Genomic DNA, 16,240 nt, shown 5'->3' with positions numbered 1-16,240 from the left:
AGGGGTGGATTGGCTCTCAGCTCGGTCAACTCAGAGAAATACGTATTGCAGCGGCGGTGGCCAACGGCGCCAGCACCAGCGCGACCAGCAGGCCGGCGCCCAGCATCAGCAGCGCACCGACCGGATCCTGCCCGCGTCCGGCTGCCGCCAGACTGCCAGCGCCGAACACCAGCACCGGCACATACAGCGGCAACGACAGCAACGCCACGAGAATACCAGAGCGTCGGATGCCTACGGTCAGTGCGGCGACCACGCCACCGATCAGGCTCAGCAACGGCGTTCCCAGCAGCAACGATGCCAGCAACATCGGCAGCTGGTCATGCGGCAGATGCAGCATTTCCGCCAGCAGCGGGCTGACCACGATCAACGGCAGTGCAGTGGTGGCCCAATGCAGCAGCACGCGCACCAGCACCAGCCACGCCAGCGGTACCGGCGCCAGCAGCCATTGTTCCAGTGAACCGTCCTCGGCGTCGGAGCGGAACAGCGAATCCAGCGACAGCTGGCCCGCCAGCAGCACGGCCAGCCACAGCACCGCACCGGCGGTGGCGGCCAGCAGCTGTGGTTCGCGGCCCTGGGCGAGGGCGAACAGCACCACCACCAGCACCGCGAACAGCAGCGGCTGCAGCGCATCGCCGCGGCGGCGCCAGAGCAGGCGCAGGTCGCGCTTGAGCAGGGCCGCTGCGGTCTGCCACAGGCCCGGTTCGGTACCCGGCGCGATCATGCGGCACCGCCGAGGTCGAGCTGGCGGGTGCGCACCGGCGGTGCGGCGTAGGCGCCGTGGGTGGTGACCAGCGCCGCGCCACCGGCACGCAGGTGCGCCGAAATCATCCGGTTGACCAGGGTGATGCCCTCCAGGTCGAGGTTGGCATAGGGTTCGTCGAGCAGCCACAACGGCGCCGGTGACAGCCAGATGCGCGCCAGTGCCAGCCGCCGCTTCTGTCCGGCCGACAGATGCCGCACCAGAGTGTCCTCATAACCGGCCAGGCCGACGATGGCCAGCGCGTTGCCCGGCATCTGCCGTGCGCGACGGCCGTGCAGGCCACACAGGAAATGCAGGTTCTCCAGCGTGTCCAGGTCTGGCTTCAAGGCCGGCAGATGGCTGAGGTAGGCCACGTAGCGTGCACGCTCGGCATTGCTGGCCGGCTTGCCGTCGATCCGCACCTGGCCGGCGCCGGGCCGGGCCAGGCCGGCCAGCACGCGCAGCAGGGTGGTCTTGCCGGCGCCATTGCCGCCCTGCACCAGCAGGGCCTCGCCGGCGTCCACATGGAAGTCCAGCGGGCCGAACACCGGCTCGTCATTGCGGGAAAAGCTCAGGCCGCTGGCGGCCAGCAATGCAGGGGTGTTCAAGGGGCAAAGGTCTTCATGCCGGAGTGCGGCGGCAATTGTAGCGGTGAATTCACAGGGTAGTACCGGCCGCTGGCCGGCAGGTGCGACCCAGCGTCGCAGATTGCCTGGGGTTGCCGGCCAGCGGCCGGCACTACCGAAGCAGGGATTGCGTAAACTCAGGGGTCTGTCTCCCCATATCCCCAGGCCGATGCAACCCACCACCAAGCTGCCCAAGGTCGGTACCACGATCTTCACCGTGATGTCCCAGCTCGCCGCCGAACACGGCGCGGTCAACCTCGGTCAGGGGTTCCCGGACTTTTCCGCACCGCAGCGCCTGATCGATGAAACCGCCAGGGCGATGGCCGCCGGGCTGAACCAGTACCCGCCGATGACGGGTGTGGCGCCGCTGCGCCAGGCCATCGCGCAGAAGGCGTTGGACTGCTACGGCGCGCAGGTCGACGCGGACAGCGAAATCACCGTCACCAGCGGCGGCACCGAGGCCATCTTCAACGCCATCCATGCCGTGGTGCGTGCGGGCGAGGAAGTGATCGTGCTCGACCCGGCGTATGACTGCTATGAACCGGCGATCGATCTGGCCGGCGCCAAGGCCGTGCATGTGTCGCTGGATCCGCAGACCTTCGCCGTCGACTGGGACCGAGTGCGTGCGGCGATCACCCCGCGTACGCGCATGCTGATCGTCAACACCCCGCACAATCCGTCCGGTGCGATGCTGTCGGCGCAGGACATGCAGGCGCTGGCCGAGCTGCTGCGCGGCACGCAGATCTACCTGATCTCCGATGAGGTGTACGAACACATCATCTACGACGGCCGCCGGCATGAATCGGCGCTGCGCTACCCGGAACTGCGCGAGCGCGCGTTCGTCATCTCCAGTTTCGGCAAGACCTACCACTGCACTGGCTGGAAGATCGGCTATGCGATCGCCCCGCCGGCGCTGACCGCCGAGTTCCGCAAGGTGCACCAGTACAACACCTTCACCAGCTTCGGCCCGGCGCAGTACGGCTTCGCCGCGATGATCCGCGACGAGCCCGAACACCACCTGGAGCTGGGTGCGTTCTACCAGGCCAAGCGCGATCGCTTCCGCGAGCAGCTGGCCAGCACCCGGCTGAAGGCGCTGCCGGTGCCGGGCGGCTATTTCCAGCTGGTCGACTACTCGGCCATCAGCGACCTGCCGGACCATGAGTTCGTGAAGTGGCTGACCATCGAGAAGGGCGTCACCGCCATCCCGCTGTCGCCGTTCTACGAGAACCCGCCGGCCGGCCAGCGCCTGGTGCGCCTGTGCTTCGCCAAGAATGAAGCAACGATGGACGCGGCGATCGAACGCCTGCGCCTGCTCTGAGCGAGGCTTGAACATGCAGGACTTGCGCATTTCCCTCGTCCAGGGCGACACCCGCTGGCATGACCCGGCGGGCAACCGTGAGTACTACGGCGCGCTGCTGGCACCGCTGGCCGGCACCACCGATCTGGTGATCCTGCCGGAGACCTTCACCAGTGGTTTCTCCAATGAAGCCATCGCCCAGGCCGAAGGCATGGACGGCCCGACCGTGGCCTGGGTGCGCGAACAGGCCAAGGCGCTGGACGCGGCGGTGATCGGCAGCGTGCAGCTGCGCGAGGGCGAGGGCGTCTACAACCGCCTGTTGTTCGCCACGCCCGATGGCGGGCTGCAGTACTACGACAAGCGCCACCTGTTCCGCTACGGCGGTGAACACGAACGCTATGCCGCCGGCCGTGAGCGCCTGAGCGTGGAATGGAAAGGCTGGCGAATCAATCCGCAGGTCTGCTACGACCTGCGTTTCCCGGTGTTCTGCCGCAACCGCTACAACGTGGAGCGTCCGCAGCAGCTGGATTTCGACCTGCAGATCTTCGTTGCCAACTGGCCGTCGGCGCGCGCCTATGCGTGGAAGACCCTCCTGCGTGCGCGTGCGATCGAGAACCTGTGCTTCGTGGCCGCAGTGAATCGCGTGGGCGTCGATGGCAACCAGCTGCATTACGCCGGCGACAGCGCGGTGCTGGATTTCCTCGGCCAGCCGCAGGTGGAGATCCGCGAGCGCGAGCAAGTGGTCACCACCACCATCTCGGCCGAGGCGCTGGCCGCACACCGTGCGCGCTTCCCGGCGATGCTTGATGCCGATGCCTTCCACCTGGACGAGCAGGCCTGAGCGATGGCCTGAACGCCGCCGCACCAGCACGCGCGCCTGCATTCAACGTGCACGCGCGCGCTGCTAGATTCGCCGCCAGTCCGACCGAACTGGAAGTCCTGCCATGAACACGTCCTTCGCCCTGCTGCTGGCCCTGTCGGCCGCATCGCTGGCCCCGGCCGCGCACGCCGCCGGCAACCTCGACTGCCAGCTGCGCTACAACCTGTCCGGCTGGTCGCTGATCTACAAGACCGCCTCCGGCAATGGCACGGTCACCTGCAGCAATGGCGCCAGCATGCCGGTGCGCATCCAGATGAAGGGCGGCGGCCTGACCGTGGGCAAGTCGAAGATCACCAACGGGCGTGGCAGCTTCACCGGCGCGGTCAGCGTCAACGAACTGCTGGGTACTTACGCCTCGGTCGGCGCGCATGCCGGTGCGGTGAAGTCCAGCAACGCGCAGGTGATGACCAAGGGCGACATCTCGCTGGCCCTGTCCGGTACCGGCAAGGGCTGGGACCTGGGCGTGGACGGCACCGCGTTCACCCTCAGCCGGCGCTGAGGCGCGACGGCTCGGCAGATCCCCAGCTGATGCGGATGTAGTGCTGTTCGGAATCGCTCAACAACCGTTCGACACCGAAACCATTCTTGAGCAGTTGTGCGGTCACGTCTTCGACGAGCTGCTCGCTGGCCATCACCTGGCTGAAGGCGAACACGAGATAGCGGCGGCCATTCTCCGAGCCGATCTGGATCGAGTTGTCGAGGTCGCGGTAGAACTGTTCGATCGGGCGCTTGGCGGCATCGGCGTTGGTGCGGGCCTGTTCGGCGGTAATGGTGATCATGGGCATCTGCCTGGTGTGGGAGAGCGCGCACGATAGCCAGCGTCCTGATGTGAATTCCGGGCGTGGCGCACAATGCCTCGTGTTTGCAGCAATTCCTAACATGCGGTGTGAGCGTCGATCCGCGCCGGAAAAGTGCCGCGCGGCGGTGAGCATCCTGCATCGACATGAAGTCATCGGGCAGGGATAGGGGCCAACCGCAGTGGAGGCGGTGCAACGCACCGCCCAGAGCGGGTCCTGCAGCTATCCGACGCTGTGGGCGCTCATGCATTTACGTTTCCTTGACCCTGCCGTAACCCCGCAATGCCTAACAGGGACGTCCCAGCGATTCTGCTGGGATCATTGGAGACGCTGGAATGGAGTTCAGAACGTCCGTGCTGCTCGTGGCCCTCATCGCCACGCCCGCCATCGCCCACGCCGAGGTCTGCCTGTCTGACAGCGGACTCGTTGTGCCGTGTCCCAGCCTGTTGCCGCATCCGGTGACGGCCAGATTCGAGATCGGCACGCTGCCGCGTGTGGCTGGCTCGCCGTCGGAAATCTACATCACAGGCGGCGGCCAGGTGGATGGAACGAGTAATTTCTCGGTCTATGCCAATGGTCAGTTCCTGTGCCGTACCAATGACAATTACGACGGTGGCAACACCACGCCCATCCGCCATTGCACCGCGACCATCGCAACACCCGGGACCTATGTGATCTCGGCGTCGCGCAACAGTCCTGGCAACTTCCTCGCGCCGATGGACGAAGTGATCAACGTGCAGTAACCCGCTGTTTGCTGATCCAGGCCCCGGGGCAGGGACCTCGGGGCCCCTGCTGCCCGCGTGGCAGCAGGAGCGAGTCCTTCATCGTTACGATCGGCAGCCAGGCCTTCCGCCGTCGACTGACCGATCCCGCTGCAGCCACAAGGCCAGCAGGCCACACACGATGAGGGTCGGTGCCAGCAGCTGCACTGCGCCGACCAACGCCATTGCCGCGCCGATCAACAGGTAGTAGAGCAGGCCGAACAGCGCGCCTGCGCTGCCGAGACAATGCGGATAGCCGCGCAGAGCCTGGCCGAGCACATTGGGAATGGCAAGGCCGAAGCCCGTCACCACCGGCACCATCGCCGCGACCAGGGCAGGGTGATCATCCAGCAGCGTGGCCAGCAGGCCTCCCGTCAGGACCAGGCCTGCGGCGATGCGGATGCGCGTGGTTGCGGCAACGCCTGCACGCAGCAGGCGGCCATTGCCCCACGCGCCCAGTGCCGAGCCCAGTGCCAGCACCGCGCCGCTGGCGCCGAACCAGGTGGCTGGCCAGTGCAGGCGCGCAAACACGAAGGGGCCGAGTGCATACCAGCTGTACATCGCCACGTTGAAGGCCATCACCAGCAACGCGTGTGACCAGATCCAGCGATCGCGCAGCAGTTCCCGCAGCAGCGGCAGCATGAGCGTGTGCGGGATCTGTGCAGGGCGGCTTTCGCGCAGGCCAGCCAGGCATGCGACTGCCAGCAGGGCAGCTATCAGCAGCAGGCCGGACTGTACGCCGAGATAGCCATTGGCGGTGACCAGCAGCGTGCCCAGTGCAAGACCGATGGCCGGGCTCAGGGCGAGGGCCATGCCGATCCAGGAGAATGCCTGCGCCAATGCCGCCCCCTGCAGATGGTCGCGCAGCACGGTCTGGGTGACCACCGAAGCGGCGGCGGCGCCGACTGCGGCCAACGCCTGGGCCAGCAGCACCTGGCCGAAGCTGCCAGCCATCAGCCCGCCCAGTGCAGCCACTGCGAAGACGCCGAGGCCACAGAGAAGGGCGGGGCGACGACCGATACGATCGGCCAGGCGCCCCCACAGCAGAACGCCTGCAGCGAAGCCGAACAGGTACAGGCTCATGGCCTGGCTGGCGGCACTCGGCGGCAGGGCGAAGCGTTCGGCCAGATCGGCCAGGGCCGGGCTGTACAGGGTCTGTGCCAACTGCGGAAACATCAGCAGTGCAACGGTGAGCAGCAACAGGCGGCGCGACATGCGGGCGCTCCAGAAACAGGGCCGCGCATTGTGGTTGCGTCCGCAATGGCGCACTCTGTCTATCCTGTCATCGAATGCATGAAATCAGACATGGCCTGGTTGCAGCCGGATGCGCACTTCGACGCCGATGCCTGGGGCGCTCCGGTGCTGGGTATCGCGGCCTCATTGGCCGATCACGACTCTGGTTGGCACCAGCATGCGCGCGCGCAGCTGCTGTACACCCGGCAGGGCTGTACGCGCCTGACCTACGGTGATCGCATCAGCCTGCTGCCGCCCGCGCGCGCAGCGTGGATTCCGGGTGGGCTGCGCCATCGCGCGCAGATGCGCCAGGCGGTCGACTACCGTTCGTTGTACTTCGATGCCACCCTGTCGGCACAGCTGCCCCGCCAGCCGGCCATCATCGGCGTGGGCCCGCTGCTGCAGGCCTTGCTGGAGCCGATCGCGCAGGCACCGTTCGACCATGACTGGCAGTCGCCGCGCGCACACCATCAACTGGCGTTGTGCGTGCTGGAAATCGCCGCTGCACCGGTGGCGCCGATGGATCTGCCTCTGCCGGGTGATCCGCGAATCGCACGGTGCTTGCCGCTGGCCGAACAGCTGCCGCCTGAACTGGGGGAGCTGGCCGCGCGCACGGGCCTGAGCGCGCGTACCGTCGGCCGGTTGATGCAGCGTGATACCGGCATGAGCTATCAGGCCTGGCGCCAGCAATGGCGCCTGATGCGGGCCATGGAGTTGCTGCTGCTGGGCCATCGCGTCGCGCACGTGGCCCAGGACACCGGCTTTTCCGCCGAGAGCCCGTTCATCGCCTTCTTCCGCAGCATGACCGGCACCACCCCCGCCGCTTTCCAGCGCCACGCAAAAGGGGACGGAGGGGATTAAGTCGCTTTCGCCCCTTCGATGTACACCGTGGCAAAAACGACTTAATCCCCTCCGTCCCCTTTTTAAAGAAAAACCCCGGCCGGAGCTGGGGTTTTTCATTTCAGTCGGATCGCTGATCAGCCGCCGCGCGGGCCGCTGCGGCGCGGGCCGCCCGGACCGCGGTTGCCGCCGGGGCCGCCCGGGCCACGGTTGCCACCCGGACCGCCGGGGCCGCGATTGCCGCCCGGGCCACGGTTGCCGCCGCCCGGGCCGCGACCGCCCGGACGGGCGCCCTGCGCGGGCTTGGGGCTGCCATACGGATTGAAGCCCGGCGTGGCGTGGTCGGACGGGAAGCTCGGGGCATTGCCCGGATGGCCGTACGGGTGCTTGTTGCCCTGGCCCTGCGAGCGGTTGCCCGCACCGGCCGGACGACCCTGGCCGCCTGCGCCGCCACGGCCTTCACCACCGAAACCGCCACGGCCCTGGCCGCCACCGGCGCCTGCACCCGGACCCTTCGGCTTGCCGTACGGACGGCCCTGGCCGCCCGCACCCGGACCACGGGCACCGGGGCCGCGTGCGCCCGGACCGGCGTTGCGATGGCCGCTCGGGCCGGTGCTCACGCCATCCGGCACGTACCAGGTGCGGAACGCGGCCGGATTGCCTTCCGGCAGCGAACGGTCGTTCTTCTGGGCACGCTGCTTGAACGGCTTCTGCGACTGCTTGGCTGCCGCTTCACCGCTGACCGTCAGGCCGCCCTTGAAGCCGCCGCCCTTGCCGCCGCGACCACGGCCGCGGTCTTCGCGGACGTTGTCGAAACGACGCAGCTCGCGGCCTTCGTCAGCGGTGTTGTGACCGTTGACGTAGGCGTTGCCGCGGCCACCTTCGCGCACGCGCACGGTGGTCTTGGCGGCACGGCGCTGGCCGATCACCGGCTGCAGGGTCAGTGCCGACGGTGCGCCTTCTTCCAGCTTCAGCTGCGCACGCAGGGCTTCCACCTGGGCGGTGCCCAGTTCCACCGAATGGCCGCGGGCCAGTTCGCGCGGCAGGCTCACCTTGCCGTAGCGGGTGCGCTTCAGGCGGCTGACCTGGCAGCCCTGCGACTCCCACAGGCGACGCACTTCGCGGTTGCGGCCTTCCTTCACCACGACGCGGAACCAGTCGTGCGAGTCGGTGCCGCCGATGCGTTCGATCTCGTCGAACTTGGCCGGACCGTCTTCCAGCGCGACGCCACGGGTGAGGCGGTCGACGATGGCGTCGGAGACCTTTTCCTCGCCTTCCGGTGCACGCACGCGCACCACGTATTCGCGTTCGACCTCGAACGACGGGTGCATCATGGCGTTGGCCAGTTCACCGTCGGTGGTGGCCAGCAGCAGGCCGGTGGTGTTGATGTCGAGGCGGCCGATCGCGATCCAGCGCGCGCCCTTCAGCGGCGGCAGCGATTCGAACACGGTCGGGCGGCCTTCCGGATCATCGCGGGTGGTCACTTCGCCTTCCGGCTTGTTGTAGACCAGCACGCGCGACGGCTCGGCCAGGGCGGTGGCGACGAAGCCACGGCCATCCAGTTCGATCTTGTCGCCGCTCTTGACCGACATGCCGGTCTGCGCGACTTCACCGTTGATCTTGACCAGGCCTTCGGCAATGCGCTGTTCCAGCGCGCGGCGCGAGCCAAGGCCAGCCTGTGCCAGCACCTTGTGCAGGCGTTCTTCCAACTTGAACTGTTCGGAGGTGGCTTCGCGCTTCAGCGAGAGCTTGTTCAACGACAGCTTGCGAGGGGTGTCACTCATCAGTTTTGCTCCGGCCGACGGTTTCGAGGTCGGCCTCTGGTTCGGAATCGGCTTGGTCAACAGCCACGGTCGTCATCGCGACGGCGTTGTCTTCGCGTTCGTTCACTGGCACCGCGCGCTCGCCCGGCGCGGAATCGGGGTGCCCATCATCGAGGGGCGAAGGTGCTTGCTCATCGGAAGCCGGCGCAGGGGCTGCGTCGGCGGAATCGGGGGTGTCACTGCCGGCCAGGCCGGCATCATCGTTCGCGGCAGCGCCTTCGTCGCCGGCCGAGAGGTCAGGACCGTCGGCGCTTGCCGCTGCCGGTGCATCGCGGTCCAGGGACAGCTGGGGTTCCAGCTCGCCCAGGTCCTTCAGTTCCGACAGTGGCGGCAGCTCATCCAATCGCTTCAGGCCGAAATAATCCAGGAAGCCCTTGGTGGTGCCGAACAGCGCCGGCTTGCCGGGTACGTCGCGGTGGCCGACCACGCGGATCCACTCGCGTTCTTCCAGCGCCTGGATGATGTTGCTGCTGACCGCCACGCCGCGCACCTGCTCGATCTCGCCGCGGGTGATCGGCTGCCGGTAGGCGATCAGCGCCAGGGTTTCCAGGGTGGCGCGGGTGTAACGGGTCTTGCGTTCGGTCCACAGCCGGCTGATCCAGCCATGCACTTCGCCGGTGACCTGGTAGCGGAAGCCTGAGGCGACCTCGACCAGTTCCACGCCGCGGCCTTCGCAGGCTTCGCGCAGGCGTTCCAGTGCGCGTTCGATGCTGCCCGGCGGTGCCGGTTCCTCTTCCGGGAACAGGTCTTTCAGCTGGGCCAGGGTGAGCGGCTGGCTGGAGGCCAGCAGGGCACCTTCGACAATGCGGTTGATCAGCAATTGATCCATCGGCAGTCAGCGCTCACTCGTCTGCATTGGCGGCGTCGTTGTCGTCGAACTCGCTGCTGAACTGCAGCGGGGCGTTGGTGTTGCCGGCGGCCAGCGATTTCACGTAGATCGGCGCCAGCGGTTCTTCCTGGACGATGTCCAGCAGCTGTTCCTTGGCCAGTTCCAGCACCGCCAGGAACGTGACCAGCACGCCCAGCTTGCCTTCTTCGGCCGTGAACAAGCCTTCAAAACGATAGAACTTGCCATCTTCCAGGCGTCCCAGCACTTCGCCCATGCGTTGCCGCACGCTCAGTGCCTCACGCTTGATGGCGTGACCGCTGAACAGCTCGGCGCGCTTGAGCACGTCGTGCAGGGCCAGCAGCATTTCCTTCAGGTCCACCGGCGGCGGCAGCTTCACCGTGGCGCGTTCGGGCATGAAGGCGTGTGCCACCGTGGTGTCGCGGTCCTGGCGGGGCAGGGCGTCGATGTCCTCGGCGGCCTGCTTGAAGCGTTCGTACTCCTGCAGCCGGCGCACCAGCTCGGCGCGCGGGTCGGCTTCATCGCCTTCCTCGCTGACCGGGCGCGGCAGCAGCATGCGCGACTTCACCTCGGCCAGGATCGCGGCCATCACCAGGTACTCGGCGGCCAGCTCGAAGCGCAGCTCGCGCATCACGGTGATGTATTCCACATACTGCCGGGTGATCTCGGCGACGGGAATGTCCAGGACATCCAGGTTCTGGCGGCGGATCAGGTACAGCAGCAGGTCCAGCGGGCCTTCGAAGGCATCCAGGATGACTTCCAGCGCGTCCGGCGGAATGTACAGGTCCTGCGGAATCTGCAGGACCGGTTGCCCATGCACCACGGCCAGCGGCATTTCCTGCTGCTGTGGGGCGGGCGGCCGGGTTGGCGGGTTCGCGTCGAGCGCGAGTTCGGAAGTCATCTAATGGACATCAGGATTGCAACGGACCAGTCGCGGCACCGGGTTCGCCGGGCCAACGCCACGGAGCCCCAGGGCACCAGACACGCCGGGATCGGCGCGATTCCACACATATCAAACAGCAGGACGCGCCGCAGGAAACGGCAGCGACGGAACTACGGGGAGGTCGTCTACGTGGCCCGGCCAGGTGGTCCGGTTTGAAGCAGCGGGACGGTCGTCGGGGGCTGCGTTGGCCGCAAAAACCGACGGGCTGCTGCATCCAGCCACGTGCAATGGAGTCTAGGGTAAGCCTTTGTTGCGCCAGTGTCCAGCCGGGCCGGGGCAGGGGCCGCATTGGCTAGAATCTGCGGACCCGACAACGCAAGCGAGGAAATGCCGGTGTGGTATGTGATCGAAGGGTATGACGGCCAGGATGTGCTGGCGCAGCGGCTGCAGGCGCGGCCGGAACACCTGGCGCGGTTGCACGCGCTGCGCGACGAGGGACGCCTGCTGCTGGCCGGCCCCTGCCCGGCGGTGGACAGTGAAGACCCGGGCCCGGCCGGTTTCAGTGGTTCGGTGGTGATCGCGCAGTTCGAGTCGCTGCTGCAGGCCCAGGCCTGGGCCGACGCCGACCCGTACGTGGCCGCCGGCGTCTACACCCGCGTGCAGGTGCGACCGTTCCGGAAGGTGTTGCCGTGAACGCGGAACGGATCTCGCGAATGCGTGATGCGCTGCAGCATGCGCTGGCGCCGAGCGTGCTCGAGATCGAGGACGACAGCCATCGCCACGCCGGCCATGCCGGTGCGCGCGATGGCCGCGGCCATTTCAACGTACATGTGGTCAGTGAACGCTTCGCCGGACTGGGCCCGTTGGCCCGGCATCGCGCGGTGTACGCCGCGCTGGGGACGATGATGGAGACCGATATCCACGCGTTGTCCATCCGCGCGCAGACCCCGTCAGAACAGGGCTGAGCCCTTGTCCCACGCTGTCCTGGCGGGTCCCTGCGGGGGCTCGCTGCAGACAGATTTCCATGTCCATTTCGGGACATTCGCCTAACGGACTGTTTACAAGCCCAGATGGAAACGCTTACATTCCGCGCCAATGCTGGTAGGTCCAAGCCGTGGAGGGCGGCTTCGTGAACAAGGCAGCTATCACAATCAAAGACGTCGCTCGCGAAGCCCGGGTCTCCGTGGCCACGGTTTCCCGCGCGCTCAACGGGCATGAAAATGTCGCCGAACCGGTCCGCCAGCTTGTGCTGGAGGTGGCCGCACGGCTGCGTTACACCCCGCACGCCGCCGCCCGTAGCCTGAGCAGCCGCCGCACCAATACGGTGGGCGTGGTACTGCCTGATCTGTACGGCGAATTCTTCTCCGAGCTGATGCGTGGCATCGACAATGTCGCCCGTAGCCGTCGCCAGCACCTGCTGGTGTCCAGCTACCACGGTGACCAGGAGCAGCAGGGCGCGGCCCTGCGCGCCATGCGCGGCCGCGTCGACGGCCTGCTGGTGCTCTCGCCCTATGCCGAGAGCCCCGGTTTCCTGACCGACAACCTGCCGCAGTCGTTGCCGACGGTGTTGATCAACACCTATCTGCCCGGGCAGGACCACCCGGTGCTGAGCATCGACGACCATGCCGGTGCGATGGCGATGACCCGCCATCTGCTTGACGCCGGCCACCGTCGCATCGCTTTCATTTCTGGCCCGGATCTCAACTTCGACGCGCGCGAGCGCCTGCGCGGCTTCCGTGACGCGCTGGCGGCTTTTGGCGGTGGCGCCGAGGGCATCGAGCTGCCCGGTGATTTCGACGAAGCTTCCGGCCATCGCGCCGGTCAGGAGTTGCTGGCAGCCGGAGCGCTGCCTGATGCCGTGTTTGCCGCCAACGACATGATGGCCCTGGGATGCCTGTATGCATTCACGCAGGCCGGTGTCCGTGTTCCGACCGATGTCGCCCTGGCGGGTTTCGATGACATTCCACTGGCGCGTTTCGTCCACCCGTCGCTGACCACCATGCAGGTCAGCATCGCCGAGCTCGGCGACCGGGCCATGACGCGCCTGCTGCAGTTGATGGACGGCACCTCCACGGACGGGACAGGGGACAAGCAGACCCTGGTTCCCCGCTTGATAGTTCGCGATTCCACCACTCCGCCATCGGGCCATTGAAGCCAGAGGCGTTCCTTCTTTTTTGATTGATCGCAGGGACCGCGCGAGCGGTCACCGCCACCCGGAGATTGAGTTGATGATGCATACCACCTTCCGCACGCCGGCACGCCGGCTGCTGAGCACCGCACTGGTCAGCTGCCTGATGCTGGCCGCCGCTCCGAACGTCATGGCGCAGTCGGCCAATGCCAGCCTGCGCGGCCAGGTTTCCGGCGCCCAGGCCGGCGCCGAAGTGACCGCCACCAACCTGGCCACCGGCACCGTCCGTCGCGGCACCGTCCGTGCCGATGGCAGCTACTCGCTGATGGGCCTGGACCCGGGCACCTATGACGTGGTCGCCAACGGCCAGTCGCAGAAGGTCACCGTCACCGTGGCCTCGACTGCTACCCTGAACTTCGCCGGTGCCGCCAGCAGCACCCCGGGTTCGACCGCGGCCACCAACCTGGACACCGTCAACGTTGTCGCACCGACCCTGCTGCAGGAAGTGCGCACGTCCGAAGTCGGCAAGACCGTCAGCCTGCAGCAGATCCAGACCACGCCGCAGGTCTCGCGCAACTTCCTGGAGTTCGCCGACGCGGTGCCGGGCATGATCTTCACACGCGATGCCAAGGGCAACACCTCGCTGCGTGGCGGTGCCACCAACTCCGACGGCACCAACGTCTATATCGATGGTGTGGGCCAGAAGAGCTACGTCAAGGGTGGCGGCATCTCCGGCCAGTCCGGCAGTGCGGGCAACCCGTTCCCGCAGCTGGCCATCGGTGAGTACAAGGTCATCACCGGCAACTACAAGGCCGAGTACGGCCAGGTGTCCAGCGCCGCGATCACGGCTGCGACCAAGTCGGGTACCAACGAGTTCAAGGGTGAGACCTTCTACCGTTATACCAACGAAAGCATGCGTGCGATGACCCCGGCCGAACGCCAGCCGGGCAAGAGCAAGGAAGACTCGGCCGAGAAGGAATACGGCTTCGCGCTGGGTGGCCCGATCATCAAGGACAAGGCCCATTTCTTCGTCACCTATGAAGCCAAGCGCTTCGATCTGCCGGTGACCATCGCGCCGGACGGTGCCGTCACTCCGTCGGCCGCCAATCTGCCCGCCGATGGTCTCGCAGGTCTCGGCCCGGCCAGCCAGCCGTTCCAGCAGGACCTGATCTTCGCCAAGATCGACTTCGAGCCGACTGACAACGATCGCATCGAACTGACCTTCCAGGACCGCGACGAAACCCAGCAGCAGTTCAGTGGCCAGACCGCGAAGGTACACGGCAAGGTCGTGGACAACACCGACCGCCGTTATGCGCTGCGCTGGAACCACAGCGGTGAGCGTTTCTACAACGAGTTGATGGTGACCCACGAGGAGGCCTTCAACAATCCGCTGCCGTTGACCATGGGCAACGGCATCATCTACACCGCACCGGATTTCGGTGACTCGGACGCCAACCGCCCGCAGGAGAAGACGCTCGTCCAGGTTGGCGCGGCTGATGCCTTCGCCTCGCAGGTGAAGGGCCAGAAGGGCTGGGCGATCGAGGACAACCTGACCCTGGACGGCCTGCAGTGGGCGGGTGACCACACCATCAAGATGGGCGCCAAGTACAAGCAGATCGACCTGTACGCTTCCGACGCGGCGCAGATCAACCCTCAGTTCTCCTACACCATCGACAACCCGGCGTTCCCCTCGAGCACGCCGTATAAGGCGCAGTTCACCAAGGCCAGCACCGGCGTCACCGGCGTGCAGTCCGAGGTGCGTGCCAAGGTCAAGCAGATTGGCCTGTTCATCCAGGATGACTGGCAGGTCAACGATCACCTGCAGCTGAATATCGGCCTGCGCTGGGACTACGAAAAGAACCCGGTCTACACCGATTTCGTGACCCCGCCGGAGGTAGTGAAGGCGCTGTTCTCGCAGGATCCGAACGCGCCGGCGGGCGTGTCCCAGACCTATGCGCAGACGCTGGCGCTCAGCGGGCTGAACGTCAACGACTACATCAGCACCGGCCACAACCGCAAGAACTTCAAGAACGCCTGGCAGCCGCGCCTGGGCTTCTCGTATGACGTCAATGCCGACGAACGGCACGTGTTCCATGGTGGCGCCGGCCGTTCCTATGACCGCGACCTGTTCGACAACCTGGCACTGGAAACCACCAAGCTGGCACTGCCGCAGCCGACCGTTTACTTCCGCAACCCGGCCACCGGCAACTGCATGTACGGCCAGACTCCGTGCTTTGACTGGAACCCGAACCTGATGAACGGCATCGAGAACGTGCAGGCACTGCTGGGTTCCACCAGCAATGAAGGCATGGAAGTCGATCTGCTGAACAACAACATGAAGGTGCCGTACGCCGACCAGTTCAGCCTGGGCATGAGCAACCAGTTCGGTGAGTGGCTGACCGACGCGACGATTTCTCGCACGCTGACCTATGATGGGTTCGCCTTCACCCTGGGCAACCGCTTCAACAACGGCAACTTCTTCGATAACCAGATGCTGTGTGGTGCCAAGGAGCCGACCTACGGCCAGCCGTGGAACTGCAACATTCCGGGCTTCGGCAGCCTGATCATCGGCCAGCAGGGCATCAAGACCCGTTCCACCCAGGTGCTGCTGTCGGCGCAGAAGCCGTACAGCAAGGAAAGCGGTTGGGGCACCTCGATCGCCTATACCTGGACCAACGCGCGTCACAACCGAAACATCAACGAGCATTACTCGTTCGATCGCGGCACCATCGGTGAGTACCCGACCATCAAGTCCAACGGCGCGCCGCGCCATCGCCTGGTGGTCACCGGCTCGTATGACGGCTTCTGGGGCATCACCTTTGGCGGCAAGCTGACCCTGGCCACGCCTACCCCGGGCAATGACTGGTCCTGCATCGCGCAGGCTGGCACTGCCAACTGCCTGCCGACTCCGGCCGCGGGTACTCCGGGTGGCAATGGCCGCTTCCTGCTCGGTGGCAAGATCTTCGGCTACCGCTCGCTGGACCTGCAGGCGACCAAGACCTTCAAGCTGGCCGGCGATACCGAGCTGTATGCGCGTATCGACATCATCAACGTGCTCAACTTCGACAACTTCTCGAACCTGAACTACGTGAAGAGCGATGGCAAGCTGCTGGTGAGCTACAACGAGACCGGCGATGTGATCGGTACCCCGCGTCAGGTGAAGGCCGAAGTGGGCTTCCGCTTCTAAGCGGATCCGCCTGAAGCAATACCCCGATGCCGCCGCTCCGCCGGCGGCATCGGCAGGAAGAAAAAAGGCAATGGCCGGCCCCGTGCCGGTCCATTGCCCATGCCGCTGCCGGCCAGGCGGCAGCGGCATGGGCAATGATCGCGGTGTCAAACCACGTTTTTCGTGGTTTTTTCAGAACGCATCTTGTAAACGATTTCAG

16 protein-coding genes are annotated in these 16,240 nt (G+C 66.2%); 9 read left to right on the top strand and 7 right to left on the bottom strand.

Annotated elements, in window-relative coordinates:
• Positions 1–25 precede the first annotated feature (25 nt).
• Both ccmB and ccmA read right to left on the bottom strand, forming a co-directional pair.
• Positions 26–721: a heme exporter protein CcmB gene (ccmB, locus tag ACZLHH_RS15865; RefSeq protein ID WP_032129785.1), complete on the bottom strand. Its 696-nt coding sequence runs from the start codon at positions 719–721 to the stop codon at positions 26–28.
• Positions 718–1,545, bottom strand: a complete 828-nt coding sequence (gene ccmA, locus ACZLHH_RS15860; protein ID WP_429000437.1) for a heme ABC exporter ATP-binding protein CcmA — start codon at positions 1,543–1,545, stop codon at positions 718–720. The genes ccmB and ccmA overlap by 4 nt, the downstream gene beginning before the upstream one ends.
• Between ccmA and ACZLHH_RS15855 the strand changes: the two genes are divergently transcribed.
• The 3 genes from ACZLHH_RS15855 (at position 1,535) to ACZLHH_RS15845 (ending at position 4,041) form a co-directional block, all read left to right on the top strand.
• Positions 1,535–2,683 (top strand): pyridoxal phosphate-dependent aminotransferase, encoded by a 1,149-nt coding sequence (locus ACZLHH_RS15855; protein WP_032129783.1) that lies wholly within the window; start codon positions 1,535–1,537, stop codon positions 2,681–2,683. The two genes, ccmA and ACZLHH_RS15855, sit on opposite strands and share 11 nt — an antisense overlap.
• 13 nt (positions 2,684–2,696) lie before the next feature.
• Positions 2,697–3,503, top strand: coding sequence for an amidohydrolase (locus ACZLHH_RS15850; RefSeq protein ID WP_071229732.1), 807 nt, complete (start codon positions 2,697–2,699; stop codon positions 3,501–3,503).
• Positions 3,504–3,606: 103 nt separating this feature from the next.
• Entirely contained in the window at positions 3,607–4,041 is a 435-nt protein-coding gene (locus ACZLHH_RS15845) for a hypothetical protein (protein ID WP_071229733.1), read from the top strand.
• Here ACZLHH_RS15845 and ACZLHH_RS15840 read toward each other — a convergent pair.
• Complete coding sequence (locus ACZLHH_RS15840) at positions 4,028–4,321, bottom strand: hypothetical protein (protein WP_180844501.1); 294 nt, start codon at positions 4,319–4,321, stop codon at positions 4,028–4,030. The genes ACZLHH_RS15845 and ACZLHH_RS15840 overlap by 14 nt on opposite strands.
• A 353-nt stretch (positions 4,322–4,674) precedes the next feature.
• On the opposite strand from ACZLHH_RS15840, the gene ACZLHH_RS15835 reads away from it, so the two are divergent.
• Positions 4,675–5,082, top strand: coding sequence for a hypothetical protein (locus tag ACZLHH_RS15835; RefSeq protein ID WP_010486702.1), 408 nt, complete (start codon positions 4,675–4,677; stop codon positions 5,080–5,082).
• A gap of 84 nt (positions 5,083–5,166) precedes the next feature.
• Here ACZLHH_RS15835 and ACZLHH_RS15830 read toward each other — a convergent pair whose 3' ends face one another.
• Complete coding sequence (locus tag ACZLHH_RS15830) at positions 5,167–6,315, bottom strand: MFS transporter (RefSeq protein ID WP_180844500.1); 1,149 nt, start codon at positions 6,313–6,315, stop codon at positions 5,167–5,169.
• A gap of 90 nt (positions 6,316–6,405) precedes the next feature.
• Here ACZLHH_RS15830 and ACZLHH_RS15825 point away from each other — a divergent pair, with 90 nt between their 5' ends.
• Positions 6,406–7,194, top strand: coding sequence for an AraC family transcriptional regulator (locus tag ACZLHH_RS15825; RefSeq protein ID WP_180844499.1), 789 nt, complete (start codon positions 6,406–6,408; stop codon positions 7,192–7,194).
• A 116-nt stretch (positions 7,195–7,310) separates the two neighbouring features.
• Here the strand turns inward: ACZLHH_RS15825 and ACZLHH_RS15820 are convergent, their stop codons facing one another.
• From ACZLHH_RS15820 to ACZLHH_RS15810, 3 genes are read right to left on the bottom strand one after another with little or no spacing between them, the layout of a single operon-like run.
• Positions 7,311–8,957 carry a pseudouridine synthase gene (locus ACZLHH_RS15820; RefSeq protein ID WP_180844498.1) on the bottom strand — a complete coding sequence of 549 codons (1,647 nt, stop codon included), beginning with the start codon at positions 8,955–8,957 and terminating at the stop codon, positions 7,311–7,313.
• A complete protein-coding gene (scpB, locus tag ACZLHH_RS15815) occupies positions 8,950–9,825 on the bottom strand; it encodes an SMC-Scp complex subunit ScpB (protein ID WP_134951545.1) in 876 nt (291 codons plus the stop codon). Before scpB ends, ACZLHH_RS15820 begins: the two co-directional genes overlap by 8 nt.
• 13 nt (positions 9,826–9,838) lie before the next feature.
• Complete coding sequence (locus ACZLHH_RS15810; protein ID WP_010486714.1) at positions 9,839–10,744, bottom strand: segregation and condensation protein A; 906 nt, start codon at positions 10,742–10,744, stop codon at positions 9,839–9,841.
• 375 nt (positions 10,745–11,119) lie between these two features.
• Between ACZLHH_RS15810 and ACZLHH_RS15805 the strand changes: the two genes are divergently transcribed.
• The 4 genes from ACZLHH_RS15805 to ACZLHH_RS15790 all read left to right on the top strand — a co-directional run bounded on the left by ACZLHH_RS15805 (position 11,120) and on the right by ACZLHH_RS15790 (position 16,041).
• On the top strand, positions 11,120–11,419 hold the full coding sequence (locus tag ACZLHH_RS15805; protein ID WP_032129789.1) for a YciI family protein: 300 nt from the start codon (positions 11,120–11,122) through the stop codon (positions 11,417–11,419).
• Positions 11,416–11,691 (top strand): BolA family protein, encoded by a 276-nt coding sequence (locus tag ACZLHH_RS15800; RefSeq protein ID WP_434060509.1) that lies wholly within the window; start codon positions 11,416–11,418, stop codon positions 11,689–11,691. Before ACZLHH_RS15805 ends, ACZLHH_RS15800 begins: the two co-directional genes overlap by 4 nt.
• Positions 11,692–11,840: 149 nt before the next feature.
• The gene (locus tag ACZLHH_RS15795; RefSeq protein ID WP_032129774.1) at positions 11,841–12,878 is read left to right on the top strand and encodes a LacI family DNA-binding transcriptional regulator; all 1,038 of its coding nucleotides are present in this window, start codon (positions 11,841–11,843) and stop codon (positions 12,876–12,878) included.
• Positions 12,879–12,954: 76 nt separating this feature from the next.
• Complete coding sequence (locus tag ACZLHH_RS15790) at positions 12,955–16,041, top strand: TonB-dependent receptor (RefSeq protein ID WP_049401101.1); 3,087 nt, start codon at positions 12,955–12,957, stop codon at positions 16,039–16,041.
• Positions 16,042–16,240 lie beyond the last annotated feature (199 nt).

It is taken from the genome of Stenotrophomonas sp. 28608_Sma (assembly GCF_056486185.1).
This window is presented reverse-complemented; position numbering and strand designations above follow the sequence as displayed.